Genomic DNA, 21,210 nt, shown 5'->3' with positions numbered 1-21,210 from the left:
GAAGATCTATGAAACTCGCCAACTTACAAACAAACGGAGTACCGCATCTTGGCGTTTGTATCAATGAATCCGTATTCGACGTAACTCAAACGTTAGCAAACGAACAACGCACAGATTTGCCAACGTCAATGATGGACTATATTGAAGCAGACGACGATACGAAACATGCGTTTCAAGATTTTGTAACGACGCTTTCAAAGACAAGCTCATCTAATATAGCTGAATCGGATGTTACATTTGGTCCAGTTATACCTCAACCTGAAAAGATTATTTGCGTCGGATTAAATTACCGCAAACATGCAGATGAGACAAGTTCTCCATATCCTGAAGTACCGATTCTATTTAATAAATTTAATAATACCCTCACGGGCCATAACCATGACGTTGTCGTTCCCAATGTGACGAATGAGTTGGATTACGAAGTGGAGCTTGCGATTGTCATCGGCAAAACGGCGAGTGACGTGTCTGAAGACGACGCACTTGATTACGTGCTCGGGTATGCGACTGCAAATGACCTGTCAGCAAGAGACTTGCAACTACGCACACCACAATGGTTGCTCGGTAAGACACTAGACGATTTTAATCCAATCGGTCCGTACTTAGTTACAAAAGATGAAGTACCCGACCCACAACAGTTGGCACTAACAACTACAGTAAACGGTGAGATTCGCCAAAACTCCAACACATCAGATATGATTTTTACATGTAAAGAAATCATTAGTTACATCTCAAAGCATTTCACCTTAAAACCAGGTGACATCATCTTAACTGGAACTCCCGAAGGTGTGGCGATGGGACTGCCGGAAGCACAACGAGAATACTTGAAGCCAGGTGATACCGTCACCGTAAGCATAGAGAAGCTTGGTTCCTGCACAACGCGCTTCATCTAGTGGGACAGTCCCACCGCTCTATAGCATAAAATTTCAATTCATCGAGTAGGAGGGAGTGATGATCTCCCTCCTCTCACATCACAACTCGATGATACAATCGTTGACGTTGTGTAAACCGATTTTTTTGTTAAACAATTAATTCACATAAATAATTACGAGCCCCCGAACGTAGTCAGGAGCTCGTAATTATTTATGGTGCTTTTTACTTGCTATCGCATCCATTTTAAACATCCTTCCCACTCACTCGTGTATAATTCCCTTATACACCATTTTTTACCGCCCGGGTCGCTGCAAAGCTCTTAATATGTTGATCAATGAGCCGAGTGCCACCAAAATCATCCTCATAGAAACCAATAATGGAGAAGCCGGCATCAATCTGCCCTTGCAGTTGATCTTCAAGTGTATGTGCGTATTCAACCGTGTTATTTTGTTCTAACCAGCGGTTCTTCTCGACTTCTGAAAGGTGCGCAATGGAATTTGTCGGGACCGAATGCCGTACCTTGAGCCTTCCCCGCTCTTCTTCCTCATCATCAAACACATATAAAAACGGGTGTGTAAATCCAGCGATCAGCGTCCCTCCTTTTTTCAGCACACGGGCACACTCCTGCCAAACAGGTTGTATGTCTTCGACAAACACGTTCGATACTGGATGAACGATAATGTCAAAACTCTCATTCGTAAAAGAAGACAGATTGCTCATCTCACCTTGAATCGTTTTGAGCATTAGACCATCGCGCTCCGCGACGTAACGATCTTGTGCTAACTGATTGTCGGAAAGATCAAAAACAGTGACGTCTGCGCCTGCTGCGGCAAGGATTGGCCCTTGTTGCCCACCACCTGAGGCGAGACAGAGGATTTTGACGTTGTACAGTGAGGAAGGGAACCACTGCTTTGGAACTGGTCGGTCAACGGTAATGTGAATGTTCCAATCTCCCTCTTTCGCTTTCTGAATCGCTTCACTTGAAACTGGATGTGTATACGCGGCACCCGTTTTAACTTTTTGATCCCACGCTTTTTGATTTTGTTCGATCATGATTTACCCCCTACGGAGAGGATGAAAAACGATGGTTAAACGGCTCGTCATCATCATCTTTATTGTACTGCTTGCGATCGTCTCTATCTCTTTACATGGATTATGGGACCGATCAAATCAATACGCCGACGTGCTTTATCAACACAACACGACGCCGTCACAAATGCCTGCACAACCGTTAGACACGAATGGTTACACACCGATTTCCACTGATTATGAAGTTCGGTACGAACAAGACGGGGGAGCCACACCTCTCATCACAATTGCAGAAGCTTATAAATCGAACGACGGTACGGAATCTTTGTACCAGTTGCAATTTCAATTACACTTTCATGACCTTGAAAACACCCCACTAACGAACAGACGAGCAACCTTGAAGGTTTATACCCAAAATTTCTGGGAATATGAAGACGGGTTCGTTTATGGAACGTATACAACCCCTTCAGGCAATCAACATCATGTCCCATTGCATACAGATGCTCACTTTACAAACAAAGACTATACCATAAATGCAAATTATTATAAAAATATTGACGGCGATTCATATTTTCTAACGAGCATTGAAGGGGCTCTCGGGGTCACTCTTATGCAACGAGAAACTGAAAGTTTTCAGCTCGTCTTTTATTCAGATGATAGGGCGGACCTACTCACTTCTGAACAGCATATCTCTTGGCGTAAGTAAAAGAAGGAGGCGACGAGCCTCCCTCAAAGAACGTAACTTATGAGAGTACTACCTGTTGGTGAAAATGCCCACCGTCATCGTTCTTCAGCAACCGACGACTGAGCGGCCCGCACTTGCCCATGTCGCTCCAAAAAGCTAACCATTTCATAATGAAAGCGCTCTGGCTCATCAACCATCACTTTATGACTGCTGTTTTCAAACAGCCGATACTCACCATTTGGCATGGCCTTTGCAATTTCTTCGTTGGCTGCCGGAGGTGTAATCCAGTCATGCTGACCCGCAATGATGAGCGCTGGCACCCGAACGTCCTTTAACGCCTCGATATAGTCCATATCCCGCAAAAATCCACCAAATCCACGGTTCAACGCTTCTTTAGAACGATAAGTTACGGGCCTTTTTTCAGCAGACTTCATTGAATACCACGGCCCATCAATTCATAAAAACGTTGCAAGTCCTCATCGGTATTCAGCTCCCCTGCCCACAACTTGTTGCAATACGCGGTGTGCTCTTTACTTCCACGATCGTCAACAATTTCCTTTGCCATTTGCATAAAATTACCGTGACCCGCAGTCGTAATAAGGAATAACCCGTCCAAATGCTGTTCATATTGCGTAGCATATCCTTGCGCAACCATCCCACCATACGAATGACCAAAAATCCACACTTTCCCAAGCCCTAGATACTGACGTAGCGATTCAAGGTCCTCCACGTTTTGCTCCATCGTATACGTAGCAGGATCACTCGAATCTGAAAACCCCGATCCTCGCTGATCAATATAAATCAGTTGCATGTAAGGCTTCAACGAATCCAAGTACGGTTTAAATGCCACATGATTCCCACCAGGACCGCCATGCACTACAAAACAAACCGGTTTCTCCACTAATTCCCCATCAACCACATCAAACTGCGCCCCATCCACATCAAAAAATAAGCGCGTGCCATTCAATTCTGCGTACACACAATCCCCTCACTTTATTGATTGTAGAAAATTTTGAATATATAATGAGTGTACCAAGCTTCGGGAGTGAAGTATATGTGGCAAACGATGCAATCCTTTATTGAAGAAAAGAATGCTGTGTTCGGGGTGAGCGTTACACACGTGGAAAGCGGGGAACACTTCTCTGCGCGTGGTGACGATCCTTTCCAACAAGCGAGCGTGTTTAAAGTCCCAATTTTACTTTCGTTATTAAAGAAAGTCGATCGGGGAGAGATTGACCTCACGGCACGCGTCACACTCACACAAGAAGACGAAGTGTATGGTTCAGGGATCCTTAAAGAACTCTCACCTGGACTAGCCCCGACGTTCAAAGACCTTGCTGTGCTCATGATTATTGTTAGTGACAATCTTGCCACCGATAAGATCCTGAAAATCATCGGTCTTGAAACTGTGCAAAAAGACTTAACAGATTGGGGGTTTACCCGCACGACGATGGACGTGACAACCTCTGACCTGCTCGCCCATTCTGTCGGCCTTACACCAAAGCCTTATTCTCAGTCATACGCAACTGAGCTTCACAAACGCCTTTCCTCGGAACAATTTGATCCGAATAATCGCGTGTTTCAAACACATACAGAAACGAACACTACGACACCAAATGAAATGAACCAAATCTATGAACGTCTTCTCGCTGGAGAGTTGCTTAGTCCATCATCTACATCAATCGCACTGGACATTTTAAGTCGGCAACATTTGAATCGACGAATCCCTAGATACTTACCTAAAAGCGTTCAAGTGCTTCATAAAACCGGCTCATTAGCCGATCATCTTAACGACGCAGGCATTATTCGAATAGATGACCATAACACACTCATCATTTCCATATTTTCCAGAGGCCACGCCTCAACAGAAGCCGGAGAAGACGACATCGCACACATCGCCAACCGCGCGGTGCAAATTATTCTGAACCGATCGTCCGATACAATCGTATAACAACAAAGGAGGCAACAACCCATGGATGCATCTGCATACGAATCATTTGCAAACACAATCATTGATACACACAAAACTCCAGGTGTAATAGTTGCAATAAAAGACCGCTATGAGAAAGGGTTTGGCTACCGAGATGTAGCCAACAAATTACCCGTGACCGAAGAGACCGTCTTTGGCATCGGCAGCATTACAAAGTCCATGACGTGTATCGCTATTTTACAGCTTGAAGAACGAGGAGGACTCGACGTCCAAGACAAAGTGACAACCCACATTCCAGAGCTCTCTTTCCCCGGGCAGAACAGATCACCATTCATCACTTAATGACGCACACATCAGGCATACCCCCACTGAACACACTTTTTTATGCGAACAAGAAGTCGATGGAAGCCGACGGAAGTTTGATTTGCAAATGAAATTGGGCGTTCCACTTGATACCAACCAAAAAAGCATCGAGACGTATGATGACCTCATTGACTACTTGAACACGACATCATTCACGATGCTTGAAACACCTGGAACGGTATTCAGTTATTCAAACGATGGTTACGCACTGTTAGGCATCATCATTGAGCGGGTGTCAGGTCAAGTTTATGCCGATTATATGGAGGAGTACCTTTTCTCTCCACTAGAAATGAACGCTACATTCTTTGACCCGAAATACCTGAATGAGCACACAGCGACGCTCCTGTACTCTGCCGATCCTACTGCTGACAATCCTGAGATTGAAGCGTCTCCAGCTGGTGGGATGCTTATTCCATGTGGTCAGCTGGGTATGTAAAGTCCACTGCTCGAGATATGATTCGCTACGGTGAGTTTTTCTTAGACCCACATCAAGGACTACTCTCCCCTGAACGAATCCAGGCGATGTGCACCCCTCATATTCAAATCGAACCTGGCATCTACTACGGATACGGCGTGGTGATCACTCCTGACTTTTTCGGGACGACTCGCATTGATCACGGCGGTGGAATTAAAGGCGTTTCCGCTCATTTTGCTGTTCTTCCAGATAAAGCCATGAGCGCCGTCTGTTTAACGAACATCGCCGGTGCCCCTGCAGAAGTTCTGTTAAACGGCGCCGTACAAAGTGAGCTCGGCATCGAACCAGAAGCCAGGCCATTCAATATCCCGATATTCGCTTACGCACGCGGACCGGCAAGCGATCGTCGGTACGTACGAGTCGAACGAAGGTCAAGTCGTCCACGCCTACGAGAAAGACGACGACCTGTATATTGAGATTCAAGACCATGAATTTGAAACCCGTTCCGTTAGCCCACGAGCATTAACGATCCAGCTTCAAGGAGATGAACACCTGCTGCAATTCAACGACGGTCGACTGCAATTTGGGTTTCGCCAACTGTTGAGAAAAGCGTAACCCTTGTCAAACCTTGTCCCTATTTGACACATATTCCCCACCCGAACCGAATAGTAATAAGGAGGCGGTGGGTTTATGAATGCATTTATTGTGTTGCTTGAAGAGATGTTGGTGCTTTATTGCATTCTCATCTTTGGATGGCTTGCTCAGCGGTTTAAGCTGTTGCCACCCATGAGCAAGCTCGTATTTACGAGACTGCTCCTCTATGTCACCCTTCCATGTCTTATCGTTTCCTCCATGCACTTATCTTTTGAATATGAACGTGTGTATGCCGTTATCACGTTAATCGTCATGTCATTCCTGTTTCTCAGCATTACCCTTTTGTATGGACGGTGGCTCTCTAAAGCCTTGCAACTCCCTGACTACCGATCCGGTGTTTTCAAAAACTTATTGCTTTTTGGCAACCAAGGCTTCATCGGCGTCGCTGTCGTTTTTCAACTGTTTGGTCACGAAGGAATGTTTCTCGCCGCAGTCTTTAACCTTGTTTATTTTATCCTCATCTGGACATATGGCATCGCTGTTATGAACGCACCTACCCACCAGTATGGAAGAATCCAGGACTTATCGCTACAGTCATCGGATTAGTCTTTTTCTTTCTCCCGATCTCTTTACCCGTTGCACTGCTCGCATCTATTGATGCAATCGGCCAGATGACCATTCCTCTGTCCATGATTGTGATCGGTGTCATACTCTCAGATCAACGTTGGCGCTCACTTGCGAGCCTCTTGAAAGATCGCTTATTATGGTTCGCCGTCTCCCACCGACTTCTCATCCTGCCACTACTCATCTTCTTACCTCTCGTCTTGCTCGACATCCCGTTTCAATGGCTCGCCGTCGGTGTACTCTTATCAGCAACACCTTGTGCACCAACCATTAGTTTGTACAGCGAGCTGTACGGCGGTGACACAGCTTTCGCCTCGGTCGCTGTTGTGCTCTCCACACTACTCGCCGCCTTCACACTCCCCTTACTCTATCTTATCTTTTTAGCCCTCATGTAAAAAAAGAAAGCGGACTGTTATCCGCTTTCTTACAATGATTGAACGAGCACGACTTGATCACGGAGTTGGATGCCGTTTTCAAAGATCGGTTGTTCATATTCGTTTATAAAGTGATCATGTACGATGTGAGCCATCCGAAATCCGCATTTCTGATATACGTACAGTTGCGCCACTCCGGTACTCCCCGTCTTTATCATAATCTGAGCAAATTTCATGCGCCTCGCTTCTGCAATTGCGTGTTTAACAAGCTGAGTTCCAAGTCCTTGACCTTGGAACCGCTCATCGACGGCGACATTCATGACCTCCACCTGATTGTCAGCCTGCGCCATTAACACGTAGACACCGACAATGGCACCGCCACGTTCCAACACATATACATACCCTGACGCTCCGTACGTTTGAATCTTCCCTTGATCAGGGTCGGCGAGTGAGAGCAGCACCACGGGTAGTCGCTCATCGTCTCTTAGCTGTCTTATGATGTGGTTCATCGTCGATTTGCTACCCTTCTATCGTTATCTCGGAGAACGCCCTCGCTAGCCTCACTTGGCCGCGAAAGGCGAGCGCCGCCTCTTTCTTTAAATCTGCAACGTCGCCATATTGGGGAAGGTGAGTAAGTACCAATTGGTTCACACCTGCCGCTTCAGCAAGTTCGCCTGCTTGCTTACCGCTTAAATGACCTGGAATTTTCTCGATCATATGATCGTACGTGGAAGCTTCACTCACGAGCGTATCAGAACCTTGGGCGAGACGTACGACATCCTCACTCCACGCCGTATCCGCAGTAAACGTTATTGAATACTTCTCCGAGTCGAAGCGAACCGCAAGGCAATCGACCGGGTGAACGGTCTTCGTTGTTTTCACTACCCACCGCCCAACCGTTAATGACTGCTCTGCCTCTAATGGAATTCCCTTTGACACCTTTTGATAATCCAGCCTTGAAAATTGTTCCTTGTCATACGGATGCGCATAAATCGGCAATGTAGCCGTTCGCTTCCCTAGATGTGAATCAATGAGTAGCGCATGCTGTAAGCATCCAATATCCGCTACATGATCTGGATGGTAATGACTGACCACAACCGCATCAAGCTCATGTAGTGATATTTTATGTTGGAGCGCTGACAAAACACCACTCCCACAATCAAACAAACAGCGAAACCCTTTTTCTTCCAACAAAAAAGCAGAGGTGGCCTCCCTCGCTTCGGGTACGCACCCCAAACACCGATCGGTGTGACATTCATATGAATCAATCCTCATTCGAATGGTCGTCTATATGCGTTAAAAACGCGCTACTGTAAGTAAATCCAGCCTTCTCAAAAAACGCAGACTCACAACAAATCTCTGAAGAAACATACAAGAGCGTGATGGCTTCTTCAACCTTAAACTGCTTCACCGCATCCATTATACTCTCAAGAATCTTACGCTCTCGATATTGCGGCGTCGTGTACGCACTCGTTATAACAGCATAAACATTTTGTTCTTGATCTGGGTAAGGAAAACCTCGAGAAACTTTCAATGACATCTGCCCTGTCAAACTTCCATCGTCTTCTGCTACCCAAACATAATGCTCATCACTCAAAATAATTTCAAACAAGTAATTATTATACTCCTCATGGAAAACAGTATAACTACTCTCATCCAAACTACTGTCTTGTTCTTTTGCATCCGTCCAACGCATTACGATTAATTGCTCAACATCATCGAGCGTGGCAAAGCGGATTTCCATAGTTTCACCCCGTAATCATAATAGTATTGCTCAGCTGAGGTGTTCGCTTTCTACCTTACAAACCCATTGCAACAACGTGAAAGAATACCCTATCATTATAACAAAATTCTACACATAAAGATGATATTTTGTCGTAAAAGATCAATATTTCTTTCTATTCCTAATCTTTTTATGTTCTTTTCATAATATACGAATTTCTTTTGAGCCAATACTTTACAATGCATCTCAATCATACTTTCCATTGATACATAAGTCTAGCGTCCTTTGGTTATATTTTCTAGATTATAGGATGATTTTAATAGATAAAAGCCAATTTTACTACACTCTATACCCGAAAATCACAAATACAAGTCATCTTTGAAATAAATTTTCACTCCAAACAAAAATCGGTGCCACGCATTGCCAAACTCTTCCGACTGTGCTAAGATATGAACGTGACGTCAAGCATACATATTCCGCAGTAGCTCAGTGGTAGAGCAACCGGCTGTTAACCGGTAGGTCGCTGGTTCGAATCCTGCCTGCGGAGCCATTTTATCGCTTCCTTAGCTCAGCTGGTAGAGCGCATCCATGGTAAGGATGAGGTCACCGGTTCAAGCCCGGTAGGAAGCTCCATCTAAACACTAATAACGACGCGGGTTTCAGCATTTGCTGGAACTCGCTTTTGTTTTGATATGAGGTCGTTTGGTGCCAAAGCGGTGACCTTTCGTGAAGTGCAGTGGTAAAACGCTGCTATTTTTTAACATTTGATAAAGAACATTTGTTCGAATATATAATAAGATCATAAATTCCCGATTGAGAGGGTACATCGTGAAAGACAACAAACTAACGCCCGGCTCAAACATGCGCTGGGAATCAAGTCGAATGATCTTACCTGAATGGCGCGAGGCGTGGCTGGATCATCAGAAAGATCATCCAAAAGGTGGATAAACCAGAAATTGATGAGCAGCAGTGGGAGGAGTTTGCTCTCGTTTTGGATGACTGCATGGAACACAACCAGTTGATCCAGTTTACATTTTGACGAGATGGGCTGTTTTACGAGGTCTTGGACCATTGTCATTATGTCAATCACGACCAACGGCAGTTTCATGTGCTTGCGGAGGGTGTGATGCATTACTTGAAGTTTGATTTGGTGACGGATATAAGGCGATATAGATGCGGGCCCGCACCCGTGTTTTTGTCATTCAATAATGAATAAAAGTCAAACACATAGATCAATCTAGTAACATCCGCTCCAATTCCTGTAATTGACACGCTCTTAATGAGCGTGCTTTTTTACGTTTAATTGACTAATTTAATAGTCGATTCGAACTATTTTATTTACATTTAATTAGGCGCTTGTGATCACCACAATGCTCTTTTTTGTTATAATTATTTGAATTTAAATTTAGGAGGTAGTAATGCACACGTCTCTATCCAGTAGACAAAACCACGACCAACGACACTTATTACATGCTGTAGAAAACTCATTAGCAATGATTGAATTTAAGCCTGATGGAATAATCAAATGGGCAAATACAATCTTTTCTAAAACAGTTGGATACTCATTAAATGAATTAATTGATACTCATCATCGCCAACTATGTCTAGATAATTTCTCTCAGAGTGAAGAATATGAGCAGTTCTGGGAAAAGCTCCGCTTAGGGGAGCAATTTCAAGATAAGATCAAAAGAGTAAAGAAGGATGGAAGTATCCTTATTCTGGAAGCTACCTATATGCCAGTAAAAGACGATAATGGGAACGTTATATCTATTATAAAGATAGCCACCGACATAACGAAAAGAGATACTGCCATAAATGAAATTACATCAAATATTTTGGACGCATCTAACGCGGTGCTAACAACAGCAAAACGTGGGCTTCTAAAGGGATTTGATATTAAGGAGCAAACCGAGGAATTAATAAACCAATCTCAATCAAATACTATAATTTTTAACAACTTAAAAGAAAGTTCAAAAAAAATTGAAGGCATAGCAAAAACCATTAGTGAGATTGCAATCACCACAGATATTTTGGCACTGAACGCTGCTATTGAAGCAGCAAGAGCAGGAGATGGCGGTAAAGGGTTTGCGGTTATTGCTGATGAGGTTCGTAGCCTTGCCAACAACTCCAAAAAATCGATTGAATATGTAAATGAGCTCGTTGATGCAATCGGTGTAGATGTTGATGGAGTTATTGTATCTGCGGGCATTTCTGAGGAACAATTTCAGTTAACTCTTCAGCACATATCCCAAGCAATGAAGGAATTCCAGAATGTAAGCGACACAGCAGAAGACTTGCGAGAAAAATCATCTGAATTTAGGAAAGTGCTTTAATGTATAATTCTAGAAGTATGTAACATAATAAAGTTTAGGCTGCCCCGCTAAAGCCTGCCCATCTGTTTAGACCTCAAATGTCATCTTTACACTTGGACGCGCCTTGCGGTGCGTCTTTTTGTGCATAAAAAAATCCTGCTATGGGCTACAGGGATAAAAGCCCGATAAACGAGCAAAAGATGGATTTCCATTATAACACAAATTAACAGACATTTTGATTCTTTTTACTAGTAATATATTCCAACCCGCTCATTTAAAGATCCGTCTCAAGCCTCGACCGTGACCTTACCCGCCGCCCTTCTAGCGATGCGTTTGCCTATGGTCTTCTTAACTGCATTAATGTCTCCCAAGATACGGGCTAGCTTGTACAAGTTACTCCTGAACTTGTTCATGCGATCCACTCCCTTATGTAGCCCGCAATCTATGCGGGCTTATAGGTCGTACGGTCTGTACTTCCCTCTCAGCGCTTCCTGCTCTTTCGCTCGCTCTAAACTTCGTTCTTTAAAAACAGCCTTGGTTTTTCTTTTATCGGCTTTAATATCCCTTGGTTTACCAATGCACCTATTCGTGCTTATGTTACATCTAATAGCTCTGCCGCTTCGTTGGTTGAGAGTACGTTGTCTTTGAGGTAGTCGACAAATTGGTCTGTGCTGTCAAAGTTGTATTGCATTTTACCGCCCCATCTTAATAACTTTAATAAGGTGCAAAAATTAAATGATCATTGTAAGGGTAAAGATAAATATATTAATATAATCAATCATGGCCGGCTTATGCCAATCGACTAGGAAATACATCATCGCTATGACCATAATGATTGTATACCCAAACGCTTTTATCATAGATATAGTGGATGTGTTATAATTGTGGAGTGGGGAGGTTTCCCTCCCCTTTCTTACTTGCGGCGGCGCTTACTCTTTGCGGGAGAGCGTCGCTATTTGCGTTCTGTATGGATATCGTGCAAGTCTTTTAAGCCCGATGTTACTGGTTTAAAGCCTGCGGCGATGAGTCCAAGTAACGCTATCCACTGTTTCACTTGCCTTTATAGAGATTATAATATTTCTATTTACTTAAATAAATAGAAAAGCAAAAAAAGCAACCTCTCTATGAATTAGGAGAAGTTGCTTTTTTGTCGACTAGCGTTCCAACACGTCCTCGAAGAGGAGTCCCCGGTCTTCACCATCGTCCGTTGTGGCAATGATTTTCAGTCGTTGATCGTTTTTGATGAACACTGATTTGTATTGTGGTACACCGTCATTTTTATATAGAATAACTCGACTGCCGCCTTGATTGTTTTCTATAGTTACCTCATTAAAATCCGAGCCAATCTCTTCTTCAACAACGTCTAGCTCGATCATTTCATCACGATTGGTTTCGAAGAAATCTTCATTTCCTTGAACTGCCCCGCACCCCATTAACAAGGCGATACTTACGAATATTATCCACACTCTCATATAAACGATCTCCTCAACAAATGGTCTCTACCTTCCGTATCATATCAAAAACGACAGCAACTTTCCTTCAACTACAATCTTTTATTGACGAATGTGGTCTGATATAGTAATATTCCGCTGACTAATCGGGTATAAGAGAAGAGCATTGCCACATCTGTCAAAATCTAAATATTGAGGTGTTTGATCTCGTTGATCACATTTAACGGAGTAGACAAGTCGTTTACAGAGAATAGAAAAGCAGTAAAGGATTATCTTTTACGATTGAACGCGGCGAGTTTTTCGTACTTATTGGCCCGAGTGGGTGCGGGAAAACGACGACCCTTAAGATGATTAATCGGCTCATTGATGCGTCGAGTGGCACCATCACGATAAATGGTTCACCACATACAGACGTTGATATCCATGAGCTACGTTGGAACATTGGGTACGTGTTACAGCAAATTGCACTATTTCCGCACTTGACTGTTGCTGAAAACATTTCCGTTGTGCCAGAGATGAAGAAATGGAAGCAAAAAGACATTGAACGTCGCGTTGATGAATTACTCGATCTTGTTGGGTTAGACCCGGCTACGTACAGAGATCGTCTGCCTGAGGATTTGTCCGGCGGGCAACAGCAACGCATCGGTGTCGCAAGGGCTCTTGCTGGAGACCCCGACATCATTCTCATGGATGAACCGTTCAGCGCACTCGACCTCTCGTTCGGGAGCAATTGCAAACCGACATTAAAGCATTACAACAACGAATCAAAAAAACGATCGTGTTCGTGACGCATGACATGCGAGAAGCGACAATACTCGGAGATCGGATTGCAATGATGGAAGAGGGCGAACTTCAACAAGTCGGTACAGCAGAAGAGTTACAACAAAACCCGGCAACACCAGCTGTGTCAGCCTTCATGGGGCGTTTTTCTAGTCAAAGAAATCTCACATTAAAAGAGGTGTTCACTCCTACTGAAAAGAGTGAATACATTCAACCGAAATTCGATACACACTTACAACATGTACAATTTATCGTTGATGAGCACGGCAAGTCGTTTACAACGATTAACGATGGGGCAAAACAACAAACCGTTGACGCGATTGATCATTCCAGCTCAATAAAAGCAGCCTTTCGTTTTCTAGAGTCGAACGAACTCACAGCGGTACCCATTCAAGAAAACGGCAAAATTATCGGAACTGTTTCCTACAAAGATTTAGCGAGAGTCTCAATAGATAATGAATGATTATGCACCCTCCTAGTGCAAGAATAGAGGAATGCGCATTCAATTAGGAATGGAAACAACATTGAATGTCGCAAAACGATATGGAAAATTTAATGGAGTCTTACGTTTCACTGTTTCAAGAACGGTCTGATCTACTCCTAAATTCTTTTTGGGAGCACGTCCAACTTTCACTCGTATCGTTACTTATTGCTGTCGCCATTGCATTGCCTCTTGGCATTTTGCTCACGCGTTACACACGCTACTCAGAATGGGTCATCGGCGTAGCCGCTGTTTTACAAACCATCCCGTCACTCGCTTTGCTCGGTTTTCTCGTTCTATTCGTAGGAATTGGCCCAACACCTGCAATTATTGCTTTGACAGCCTATGCGCTGCTGCCAATCTTAAGAAATACGTACACCGGCATTCAAGAAGTGAATCCGGCCATCGTTGAAGCAGCAAGAGGATGGGAATGAACTCCTTTCGAAGCTTAAGAAAGATTGAATTGCCGTTAGCGATGCCAACCATTATGGCAGGAATTCGGACGTCAATGGTGTTGATTGTCGGTACAGCAACACTCGCGGCACTCGTTGGTGGCGGCGGGCTCGGTCAGATCATTATGACCGGTATTCAGCGAACGAATAACGAATACATTTTATTTGGCGCACTGCCTGCAGCCTTACTTGCCATTGTGCTAGACCTCGTTTTACGTCTAACCGAGCGAAATGCAAAGAAACGTCGAGGTGGATCTTTAAAGCCGATCATAAGTATTGTTACGATCGCCCTTTTCGTCGTACTCATTCAACCGGTCATCTCGCTATTCCAAGATGAACCTGATGTCGTTATAGGCGGGAAATTAGGACCAGAACCTCCAATCTTAGCGAACATGTATAAGATACTCATTGAAGAAGAAACCGATTTAACCGTTGATGTTGTGGCACCACTCGGGGCAACGAACGTGAACTTCAACGCGTTAATCTCTGGGGATGTTGATATATATCCTGAGTTTAGCGGTACAGTACTAGCAGATTTATTAAACGAAGAAGATTTCAGCTATGATGAAGAAGAATCCTACGAACAAGCAAGAGAAGGAATATATGAAGAATTTGGTTTCCATTTCCTAGCTCCAATGGGCTTTCAGAATACGTATGCCCTCGCGATGCCAAGAGATCTCGCTGAAGAACTAGGCGTCGAGGCGATCTCCGATTTAGTGCCTCACTCTAGTGATTTAAGTGTTGGTTTTACATTTGAATTTATGGACCGTGAAGATGGATACGCAGGATTTGAAGACGTGTATGGGTTTGAATTCACAGATGTAACATCCATCGATGTGTCCACCCGTTACCAAGCGATTAGTAACGGCAGCATCCAAGTGAGTGATGTGTTCTCTACCGACCCACAACTCGTAGAGTTCGACATGGTTGCACTAGAGGATGATATGGATTTATTTCCTCCTTATCAAGCCGCACCGCTCGTCACAAACTTCTTACTAGAACAACACCCAGAAATTGAACCGATCTTAAATCAACTCGAAGGTTACGGAACAGTAGAAGAAATATCTGAGCTTAACTACCGCGTTGATATCGAGGATGAAGATCCGTATGATGTTGCCTTGGACTTTTTAATTGAGCAAGGTCTTATCGACTAAATACGAGGGGAAAGAGCCGTTAAAAACGGCTCTTTCTTCAGTTACGCGTATTAGGCTTTTGATTGATTTTTTTATTTGGAAAGTTTAAAATAAATGAAATATATATTTTTCTGGAGGGTTTGCGCTTATCTTAAAATTACGCTTCGGTTTGTTAATGAGCAGTAGTCTACTCCTCATTGGATGTTCGGATGTTGCAGAGAATTCGGAGGAACAAGAAAGTCCAGACATTGAGCTTGGGGATGCATTGTCTGAAGCTTCTTCCACGTCACTGAATATTGATTCGTATCGTTTACACTATGAAATCACTCTTTCAACGTCCGAAACTGAGTATGGTGAAGAATTTTTACAACGAGACGATCATGGCGTGTTACTCAACCGCAAAGAATACCAAACGAGCGAGAGTAATGTGACAGAATATTCTGCATATGATGGCGAACAAGCGTTTTATTATGAAGAAGGCAGTGACGTCGCTTATACGAACACAATCGTTGAACCCGATTCCCTTCGAGGCGAGATCCCTTACATTGGTCATACACTCAGCGGCGTGACCGAAGATGAGGTATCCGTTTTCCAGACAGATGAGTACGACGAGAAAGAAGTTTATTATTTGCTTATCGAAGGTCCCAGATCTTCTGAGACTGAATTATGGCTGGATGTCGACCATTTGCTACCCGTCAAAATGGTTCAAGACTCAGACCATTACACATTCACTATACATGTCGTACAGCTCGATACACATGTTGATTTTGACGACCCGAGTTTCTTCTCGCTAGAAGATGTATTGCCAAGTGACGTCACCTTGGAAGAGCAAGATGGCGATGACATACTCGAGGAAGTCTCAGAAGATGACGCATAAGGGAACCGCCTTTGTTCACTCGATTCTAGGCTTGGGATGTTGTACTACACGACCTTGTTCTTTTCAAAGCGTGTGACTCAATCTTGAAAAAATGAAAACAGTTTTGGAAGGAGACGGTCGTTTATTTTCTGTAAAAAGCTGGCCCTGCTCCATAAACGGCTGTTTGGAAGCAACAAACGTTTTCAGCTACGTCCAATGCCTATGGAGAACTTCGACCGGTTCACCGGCCTAGGAAAGACATCAAAATATTAATCTTGATGATTGTCTTTCATCTTGAGTGGAAGGTGATAATGCTCACAACCCTCCCATTCTAAATAGTCCTTCAGCCTGTGATAAGATTGCTCAAAAAATTGGACGACTTTTGCGTTCACATCGCCATCCACGTCTCCCAGTTCCAAAATAAATTCCATCAACGTTTCATCAAAGTAGCTGCCGTCTGGGAATGGCGGTGCGCATTCAAATGTAATCGACGGAAAAGGGTACGCTAATACAAAAAATGTAGGCCCACTAAAGTTCTTGTCCCCAAACCAGAAACCAAACTCAATCATCGGCTCATCAAAAGCTGCTCGTTCGATGACCTTCGTATCATCCGGAAACGGCTCATGCGCGTTGTATACAAGAGCCGAAGACACATCAAATGTACCCCAAAATAACCCCGGCTTAATTTTTCTCGTTCTTAATGGACTCAAAAACTCGGTTTCTACCGTGTGCGCCAACTTAAAATAATTTAATACCTTATGAGAAACTTCGCTACTATAATGGTGATGCGAGGTATCTTCTTCAAAAGGCGTTGTCGTATCCATTTCTTGCGGTCTCGTATGAATCGCTACATCAACGCCTAATTCCTTCAGATTCTGCTGAAGCAATTCATAGTACTCTTTAATCGTTACACCATCTTGAAGTGAGATCGTCACAAACTGCTCTGTTGTAACAATTTCAATCTCATCGTTCACGAGATTGATTGACAGAGAAAATGATTGGCCTTTATCATGCAACATTCCCGTCGAAACACCTTGAACCGTTATATCAAGAATAATATGCTCCCATTGAGGTTCTTTGTGCGCCAACGCAACTTTATACTTCCCTAACATTTGCGTAAGCAAGTGCAATGTTTTCTGTTCTTGTTCCCATTCTTTAAATTGCATAGCATAAAACCTCCATTTTTTGAATTATATGAATATAAACCTTAACCATCACTTTCCCTACTACATGCTTCTTCACACATTTCTAGATACAACCAAAAAAAGCACAACCCATATGAGCTATGCTAATAATTAAATATCTCGAAATCCAATCTATGAACTAACTTGAGACGAGCTATCCAGCACGACGTTTCTTTTTCTTACTGATACGAAATGATTACCAGCAATAACACAACTGCTACGGCTGTCATTACCAGATTAGGAACTAAAAAGAGCAGCTACTGACTTTGAGTTTATTGACCAATACCATGGACATCATCGATTTGTTAAAGTTTAAGATATAGTATATGTGGTTAGCTTGGCTAGCCAAACTTCACTTAAATCTTCCCAAATTAAGCATTTTAAAGATACTTGTTTTTTATATTCCCAAACAAATTATAATATTTGGAGTGAAAGCTTATAATTCTTTAAATGGTAGGCTTTAACTCGTTGCTCCATAAACCAGAGCTTCTTTTACTTTATATTGAAATATCATTTTTTAATATCTTTCCGCTCGCATTTTTAGGAATAGATTTTACAAACTCTATAGTTTCAGGAATTTGAATGGTGCAAGATGTTGTTTAGCATACGTTACAATTTCTTTTTCTGTTATATCTGCCTCATACTTTAGCGAAACAAATGCTTTTACTCTTTCACCGAATAGTTCATCAGGGATACCGATGACAGCAGATTCTTCAATTGCGTCATGAAGATTAAGAATCTGCTCAATCTGTGTTGAGTAAATTTTCTCTCCACCTCTGTTAATGGTGTCTTTTTTACGATCTAGGATATAAAGGTACCCTTCTTGGTCCAGCATGGCGTAATCTCCTGATTTCCAGTACCCGTTTTGTTTAGACTTTTTCGTCGCTTCGTCGTTCCGCCAATACTCCTCTATTACACATGGGCCTTTAATCCATAATTCCCCTGCTGTACCTATCTCTACCTCTTTATCGTGTTCATCAACTACACATAACTTTGTTTTAGAAATAGGCTTACCTACAGCTTTTATATATTCTGTTTGTCGACCGATTGGCATAATTGCCGTAGGTGATGACGTCTCCGTCGCACCATACGTATTATGCAATTCAGCATTTGGGAATAGCATTTTAAGCTGGTGTATCATCTGTTCACCTGCAGGAGCTCCACCATATGCAACCGTTTGAACAAATGAAAACGTATATTGATAATTGATTTCTCGAATCAGCATTTGATAGATTGTGGGTACGTTAAACAAGATCGACGGCTGAAATGATCTCAATTCAGCTAGCATCTTATTTGTGCTGAACTTCTCCATAATACGTACCTTCCCACCTATTAATAGAACATGTAAGAGCTGACCAATTAAACCGGTCACATGAAACATCGGAACTGCTATTAACGTTGATGAATTATCAGATGTAGCCATGCACTCATGATAACTTCTTACCGCGTGAAGTACCCCTTCATGACGAATAAGCGCACCTTTAGGTGGTCCTGTTGTTCCCGATGTAAAGATCAGAAATGCACCATTCTTTTGATTACTAGTACCCTCCTCAGTAAAATGACTGTTCCCATCTAGAGAAGGAAGACTACCAACTATTTCAATATCGGGAAAATATTGATAAAAAGGTTTGTACTCCTCTATGGTCAGTGTTCTTTTAGGTTCTGCTACTTCTACGACTCGACGAAGTTCTTGTTCACTCAAGCGAATATTAAATGGTGCAATTATCGCGCCGAGCTTTAAACCTGCCAAAAGTGAAAATACAAATTCAATAGAATTAGGCATCAATAACCCTAAAACATCCCCTTCTTTGATACCCCAATCTTTTTTCATTTTTTCCGCAAGTGAATTGACGATGTTATTTGACTCTTCGTACGTATATTGTTGATCTTTATAAGATAGTGCGACCTTCTTCTTTTGTATATCAACCATTTGCTTAAAACGGTCATAGATATGCCTGGACTCATGCATTCGTCTTCACTCCAATAACTTAATTTACATAATTGATGGAAGCCATAGTGAAAGTACTGGAAGGAAACTAATTAATAATACATCAACTAATAGAATAATGACGAAAGGAACGATCGGCTTTAGTAAACGTATAATTCCTATACCGGAAATCTGTGATGCCACAAACAGATTTAAACCTACAGGAGGTGTAAACATCCCAATCGCTAAGTTAACGATCATTATGACTCCAAAATGTATAGGGTCAATTCCAAACTCAACGGCAACAGGAAGGAGAATCGGAACAAAGATTAAAATTGCGGCTGCGGCCTCTATAAACATCCCTACGATTAACATGATTAATGTAGCAATGAGTATAAAGATTAGCGCACTACTAATGTTGTCAACGAATGTAGCAGAAATCATATCTGGGATGCCCAAACGTTGCATGATAAAGCCAAACAATCCCGCTGTACCAATAATCAAAAGAATATTCGCACTCATTACAGCGGAATCTCGTAAGACTTGAATCATCTTCGTTATTGATATGGAACGATAGATGAATGCCCCTACGATAAATGAATATACCACTGCAATAACAGCTGCCTCAGTTGGAGTAAACACTCCACTATAGATGCCTCCCAAAACGATTACTGGCATTAAGATTGCAAGGATTGCTTTGCGGAAAGTAATCCAAACCTCTCGCCATCCACTTTTCTCGGTTCCTATATAACCTTTTTTCTTGGAGTAAATATAAGCGTAAATAAGAAAAGAGAATGCAACAATAAACCCTGGGATTACTGCAGCTACAAATAGATCCCCAATAGATACGCTTGCTGCAACCCCGTACAAAATTAAAGGAATACTCGGAGGCAGTATAATACCGAGTGACCCTGATGCAGAATGTGTAGCTGCTGCAAATCGAATATCATACCCTTTTTGTGCCATTGCAGGAATCATAATTGCACCGATCGCAGCTGTCGTTGCCGCACCTGATCCCGAAATTGCTGAAAAGAATAGCGATGTAAGTATAGCAACCATCGCTAAACCACCCGACATATTTCCTACAAGAGAATCTGAAAAATCAACTAATCGTTTTGAGATTCCCCCATGCTGCATTAAATATCCTGCTAAAATGAAAAAGGGTATAGCCATTAGTGTAAAGGAGTTTATGGCATTAAAAGTTTGTTGGATGACAACAACCATATGTGTCAAATCTCCGAAATAAACAGTTAATGAAGAAGCGAGTCCGAGTGAAAATGCAATCGGCAGTCCAATTATAAACAAGGCAAACAACACAATAATTAAAAATGCACTCATACCTCATCACCTACTTTTTCTGTATCAATTTTTTTTGAATGTATCAATCATTAATGAAAGCGCATTCATAAAAATTAATAACCCACCGACTGGTACAGCTAAATACGGCCACATCATGGACAGCCTTGTGCTGGGTGCGACTTGCGGTTCCACGCGTATCATCATGTCAATTCCATAGACGACTAGAATGAAAGCAAAGCCAATACTTATCATGTAGATAAGTACGTATAGCCATTTCAGCCATACCCCTTTAAAAAGCTCAACCAATAAGTCCATAGATATTAACGATCCATAACGAAATGCATAAGCAGAACCTAAGAAAGCTAGCCATACCATCATAAACCGTGCAAGTTCCTCAGAAAATGATAGCGGGGATCCCATCACAAAACGGGCAAACACTTGCCAAAATATTAGAATGGTCATCAAGAACAACAAGAGTGCCATAAACATACCAATTCCTTGATTGACTTTTTCTATTATTTTTGATAGAGCAGCAGTCCTTTATTCATATGATTCCCCCCTACTCTGTTTCAAATTCTAACGCAGACCTCACTAGGTCTTCCCCAATTAGTTCACTCCATTCATCAATAACAGGCTGAGCTGCCTTTGAAAATTGCTCTAGATCTGGATACGTAACTACCATCCCATCTTCCTCAAACAAACTCACCATTTCTTCAGTCTGTTTCTCG

General features: G+C 42.6%; 25 protein-coding genes, 2 tRNA genes and 1 pseudogene. 17 read left to right on the top strand and 11 right to left on the bottom strand.

From position 1 onward, the window contains the following. The first annotated feature begins 8 nt into the window (after positions 1-8). Positions 9-890, top strand: a complete 882-nt coding sequence (locus JCM19037_RS17090) for a fumarylacetoacetate hydrolase family protein (protein ID WP_042403264.1) — start codon at positions 9-11, stop codon at positions 888-890. Positions 891-1,149: 259 nt separating this feature from the next. Here JCM19037_RS17090 and JCM19037_RS17085 read toward each other — a convergent pair whose 3' ends face one another. After that, complete coding sequence (locus JCM19037_RS17085) at positions 1,150-1,923, bottom strand: class I SAM-dependent methyltransferase (protein ID WP_042403262.1); 774 nt, start codon at positions 1,921-1,923, stop codon at positions 1,150-1,152. A gap of 31 nt (positions 1,924-1,954) precedes the next feature. Between JCM19037_RS17085 and JCM19037_RS17080 the strand changes: the two genes are divergently transcribed. Then, positions 1,955-2,605 (top strand): hypothetical protein, encoded by a 651-nt coding sequence (locus JCM19037_RS17080; RefSeq protein WP_042403259.1) that lies wholly within the window; start codon positions 1,955-1,957, stop codon positions 2,603-2,605. A 74-nt stretch (positions 2,606-2,679) separates the two neighbouring features. Here the strand turns inward: JCM19037_RS17080 and JCM19037_RS23295 are convergent, their stop codons facing one another. Both JCM19037_RS23295 and JCM19037_RS23290 read right to left on the bottom strand, forming a co-directional pair. Continuing rightward, the gene (locus JCM19037_RS23295; RefSeq protein WP_052363992.1) at positions 2,680-3,018 is read right to left on the bottom strand and encodes an alpha/beta fold hydrolase; all 339 of its coding nucleotides are present in this window, start codon (positions 3,016-3,018) and stop codon (positions 2,680-2,682) included. Next, positions 3,015-3,563 carry an alpha/beta fold hydrolase gene (locus JCM19037_RS23290; protein ID WP_052363991.1) on the bottom strand — a complete coding sequence of 183 codons (549 nt, stop codon included), beginning with the start codon at positions 3,561-3,563 and terminating at the stop codon, positions 3,015-3,017. Before JCM19037_RS23290 ends, JCM19037_RS23295 begins: the two co-directional genes overlap by 4 nt. 75 nt (positions 3,564-3,638) lie before the next feature. On the opposite strand from JCM19037_RS23290, the gene JCM19037_RS17070 reads away from it, so the two are divergent. The 6 genes from JCM19037_RS17070 to JCM19037_RS17055 all read left to right on the top strand — a co-directional run bounded on the left by JCM19037_RS17070 (position 3,639) and on the right by JCM19037_RS17055 (position 6,905). After that, on the top strand, positions 3,639-4,535 hold the full coding sequence (locus JCM19037_RS17070) for a serine hydrolase (RefSeq protein ID WP_042403257.1): 897 nt from the start codon (positions 3,639-3,641) through the stop codon (positions 4,533-4,535). 21 nt (positions 4,536-4,556) lie between these two features. Next, positions 4,557-4,856, top strand: coding sequence for a serine hydrolase (locus JCM19037_RS28735; protein ID WP_052363990.1), 300 nt, complete (start codon positions 4,557-4,559; stop codon positions 4,854-4,856). An 88-nt stretch (positions 4,857-4,944) separates the two neighbouring features. Next, the gene (locus JCM19037_RS28725) at positions 4,945-5,313 is read left to right on the top strand and encodes a serine hydrolase (RefSeq protein WP_052363989.1); all 369 of its coding nucleotides are present in this window, start codon (positions 4,945-4,947) and stop codon (positions 5,311-5,313) included. Further along, positions 5,292-5,768: a serine hydrolase gene (locus JCM19037_RS27585; protein ID WP_052363988.1), complete on the top strand. Its 477-nt coding sequence runs from the start codon at positions 5,292-5,294 to the stop codon at positions 5,766-5,768. Before JCM19037_RS28725 ends, JCM19037_RS27585 begins: the two co-directional genes overlap by 22 nt. A gap of 214 nt (positions 5,769-5,982) precedes the next feature. Beyond that, entirely contained in the window at positions 5,983-6,492 is a 510-nt protein-coding gene (locus tag JCM19037_RS17060; RefSeq protein WP_042403255.1) for an AEC family transporter, read from the top strand. Next, positions 6,408-6,905: an AEC family transporter gene (locus tag JCM19037_RS17055; RefSeq protein WP_081829392.1), complete on the top strand. Its 498-nt coding sequence runs from the start codon at positions 6,408-6,410 to the stop codon at positions 6,903-6,905. The genes JCM19037_RS17060 and JCM19037_RS17055 overlap by 85 nt, the downstream gene beginning before the upstream one ends. 29 nt (positions 6,906-6,934) lie before the next feature. Here the strand turns inward: JCM19037_RS17055 and JCM19037_RS17050 are convergent, their stop codons facing one another. From JCM19037_RS17050 to JCM19037_RS17040, 3 genes are all read right to left on the bottom strand, one after another. Continuing rightward, entirely contained in the window at positions 6,935-7,393 is a 459-nt protein-coding gene (locus JCM19037_RS17050) for a GNAT family N-acetyltransferase (RefSeq protein WP_042403252.1), read from the bottom strand. 10 nt (positions 7,394-7,403) lie between these two features. Beyond that, positions 7,404-8,078 carry an MBL fold metallo-hydrolase gene (locus JCM19037_RS17045; RefSeq protein WP_238544775.1) on the bottom strand — a complete coding sequence of 225 codons (675 nt, stop codon included), beginning with the start codon at positions 8,076-8,078 and terminating at the stop codon, positions 7,404-7,406. Between the two features lie 70 nt (positions 8,079-8,148). Next, on the bottom strand, positions 8,149-8,628 hold the full coding sequence (locus JCM19037_RS17040) for a GNAT family N-acetyltransferase (protein ID WP_042403250.1): 480 nt from the start codon (positions 8,626-8,628) through the stop codon (positions 8,149-8,151). A gap of 454 nt (positions 8,629-9,082) precedes the next feature. Here JCM19037_RS17040 and JCM19037_RS17035 point away from each other — a divergent pair. The 4 genes from JCM19037_RS17035 to JCM19037_RS29030 all read left to right on the top strand — a co-directional run bounded on the left by JCM19037_RS17035 (position 9,083) and on the right by JCM19037_RS29030 (position 10,940). Continuing rightward, a tRNA-Asn gene (locus JCM19037_RS17035) sits at positions 9,083-9,157 on the top strand. A 7-nt stretch (positions 9,158-9,164) separates the two neighbouring features. Beyond that, positions 9,165-9,240, top strand: a tRNA-Thr gene (locus JCM19037_RS17030). A gap of 307 nt (positions 9,241-9,547) precedes the next feature. Continuing rightward, positions 9,548-9,646: a hypothetical protein gene (locus tag JCM19037_RS30285; RefSeq protein WP_193744793.1), complete on the top strand. Its 99-nt coding sequence runs from the start codon at positions 9,548-9,550 to the stop codon at positions 9,644-9,646. Between the two features lie 379 nt (positions 9,647-10,025). Next, positions 10,026-10,940 (top strand): methyl-accepting chemotaxis protein, encoded by a 915-nt coding sequence (locus tag JCM19037_RS29030; RefSeq protein ID WP_042403248.1) that lies wholly within the window; start codon positions 10,026-10,028, stop codon positions 10,938-10,940. Positions 10,941-12,073: 1,133 nt separating this feature from the next. Here JCM19037_RS29030 and JCM19037_RS17015 read toward each other — a convergent pair. Next, positions 12,074-12,391 carry a hypothetical protein gene (locus tag JCM19037_RS17015; protein WP_042403243.1) on the bottom strand — a complete coding sequence of 106 codons (318 nt, stop codon included), beginning with the start codon at positions 12,389-12,391 and terminating at the stop codon, positions 12,074-12,076. Positions 12,392-12,651: 260 nt separating this feature from the next. Here JCM19037_RS17015 and JCM19037_RS30280 point away from each other — a divergent pair, with 260 nt between their 5' ends. From JCM19037_RS30280 to JCM19037_RS17000, 5 genes and pseudogenes are all read left to right on the top strand, one after another. Continuing rightward, complete coding sequence (locus JCM19037_RS30280) at positions 12,652-13,158, top strand: ATP-binding cassette domain-containing protein (RefSeq protein WP_373901148.1); 507 nt, start codon at positions 12,652-12,654, stop codon at positions 13,156-13,158. Continuing rightward, positions 13,101-13,613, top strand: coding sequence for a CBS domain-containing protein (locus tag JCM19037_RS30275; RefSeq protein WP_373901134.1), 513 nt, complete (start codon positions 13,101-13,103; stop codon positions 13,611-13,613). Before JCM19037_RS30280 ends, JCM19037_RS30275 begins: the two co-directional genes overlap by 58 nt. Positions 13,614-13,678: 65 nt before the next feature. Further along, positions 13,679-14,253: pseudogene (locus tag JCM19037_RS29570) on the top strand (ABC transporter permease); the annotation flags it as partial. Between the two features lie 222 nt (positions 14,254-14,475). Then, positions 14,476-15,237 (top strand): glycine betaine ABC transporter substrate-binding protein, encoded by a 762-nt coding sequence (locus JCM19037_RS30270; protein WP_373901146.1) that lies wholly within the window; start codon positions 14,476-14,478, stop codon positions 15,235-15,237. 154 nt (positions 15,238-15,391) lie between these two features. Continuing rightward, positions 15,392-16,093 (top strand): hypothetical protein, encoded by a 702-nt coding sequence (locus JCM19037_RS17000; protein ID WP_152549122.1) that lies wholly within the window; start codon positions 15,392-15,394, stop codon positions 16,091-16,093. 248 nt (positions 16,094-16,341) lie between these two features. On the opposite strand, the gene JCM19037_RS16995 is transcribed toward JCM19037_RS17000, so the two are convergent. From JCM19037_RS16995 to JCM19037_RS16980, 4 genes are all read right to left on the bottom strand, one after another. Beyond that, complete coding sequence (locus tag JCM19037_RS16995) at positions 16,342-17,238, bottom strand: DUF5996 family protein (protein WP_042403239.1); 897 nt, start codon at positions 17,236-17,238, stop codon at positions 16,342-16,344. 580 nt (positions 17,239-17,818) lie between these two features. Further along, positions 17,819-19,225 (bottom strand): class I adenylate-forming enzyme family protein, encoded by a 1,407-nt coding sequence (locus JCM19037_RS16990; protein WP_052363987.1) that lies wholly within the window; start codon positions 19,223-19,225, stop codon positions 17,819-17,821. A gap of 24 nt (positions 19,226-19,249) precedes the next feature. Next, entirely contained in the window at positions 19,250-20,521 is a 1,272-nt protein-coding gene (locus JCM19037_RS16985) for a TRAP transporter large permease (RefSeq protein WP_042403237.1), read from the bottom strand. A 24-nt stretch (positions 20,522-20,545) separates the two neighbouring features. Further along, positions 20,546-20,971, bottom strand: a complete 426-nt coding sequence (locus JCM19037_RS16980; RefSeq protein WP_042403234.1) for a TRAP transporter small permease — start codon at positions 20,969-20,971, stop codon at positions 20,546-20,548. Between the last annotated feature and the right edge of the window lie 239 nt (positions 20,972-21,210).

It is taken from the genome of Geomicrobium sp. JCM 19037 (assembly GCF_000698105.1).
Lineage (GTDB): Bacteria > Bacillota > Bacilli > Bacillales > Marinococcaceae > Geomicrobium_A.
The sequence above is the reverse complement of the archived record's forward strand: the minus strand, read 5'-3'. Positions and strand labels throughout refer to the sequence as shown.

Bases quoted from the DNA above. Each gene is read 5' to 3' on its own strand.
- JCM19037_RS17090 (WP_042403264.1), top strand. From the start codon at position 9: ATGAAACTCGCCAACTTACAAACAAACGGAGTACCGCATCTTGGCGTT.
- JCM19037_RS17085 (WP_042403262.1), bottom strand. From the start codon at position 1,923: ATGATCGAACAAAATCAAAAAGCGTGGGATCAAAAAGTTAAAACGGGT.
- JCM19037_RS17080 (WP_042403259.1), top strand. From the start codon at position 1,955: ATGGTTAAACGGCTCGTCATCATCATCTTTATTGTACTGCTTGCGATC.
- JCM19037_RS23295 (WP_052363992.1), bottom strand. From the start codon at position 3,018: ATGAAGTCTGCTGAAAAAAGGCCCGTAACTTATCGTTCTAAAGAAGCG.
- JCM19037_RS17070 (WP_042403257.1), top strand. From the start codon at position 3,639: ATGTGGCAAACGATGCAATCCTTTATTGAAGAAAAGAATGCTGTGTTC.
- JCM19037_RS28735 (WP_052363990.1), top strand. From the start codon at position 4,557: ATGGATGCATCTGCATACGAATCATTTGCAAACACAATCATTGATACA.
- JCM19037_RS28725 (WP_052363989.1), top strand. From the start codon at position 4,945: ATGAAATTGGGCGTTCCACTTGATACCAACCAAAAAAGCATCGAGACG.
- JCM19037_RS27585 (WP_052363988.1), top strand. From the start codon at position 5,292: ATGTGGTCAGCTGGGTATGTAAAGTCCACTGCTCGAGATATGATTCGC.
- JCM19037_RS17060 (WP_042403255.1), top strand. From the start codon at position 5,983: ATGAATGCATTTATTGTGTTGCTTGAAGAGATGTTGGTGCTTTATTGC.
- JCM19037_RS17050 (WP_042403252.1), bottom strand. From the start codon at position 7,393: ATGAACCACATCATAAGACAGCTAAGAGACGATGAGCGACTACCCGTG.
- JCM19037_RS17040 (WP_042403250.1), bottom strand. From the start codon at position 8,628: ATGGAAATCCGCTTTGCCACGCTCGATGATGTTGAGCAATTAATCGTA.
- JCM19037_RS29030 (WP_042403248.1), top strand. From the start codon at position 10,026: ATGCACACGTCTCTATCCAGTAGACAAAACCACGACCAACGACACTTA.
- JCM19037_RS17015 (WP_042403243.1), bottom strand. From the start codon at position 12,391: ATGAGAGTGTGGATAATATTCGTAAGTATCGCCTTGTTAATGGGGTGC.
- JCM19037_RS30270 (WP_373901146.1), top strand. From the start codon at position 14,476: ATGTATAAGATACTCATTGAAGAAGAAACCGATTTAACCGTTGATGTT.
- JCM19037_RS17000 (WP_152549122.1), top strand. From the start codon at position 15,392: ATGAGCAGTAGTCTACTCCTCATTGGATGTTCGGATGTTGCAGAGAAT.
- JCM19037_RS16995 (WP_042403239.1), bottom strand. From the start codon at position 17,238: ATGCAATTTAAAGAATGGGAACAAGAACAGAAAACATTGCACTTGCTT.
- JCM19037_RS16990 (WP_052363987.1), bottom strand. From the start codon at position 19,225: ATGCATGAGTCCAGGCATATCTATGACCGTTTTAAGCAAATGGTTGAT.
- JCM19037_RS16985 (WP_042403237.1), bottom strand. From the start codon at position 20,521: ATGAGTGCATTTTTAATTATTGTGTTGTTTGCCTTGTTTATAATTGGA.
- JCM19037_RS16980 (WP_042403234.1), bottom strand. From the start codon at position 20,971: ATGTTTATGGCACTCTTGTTGTTCTTGATGACCATTCTAATATTTTGG.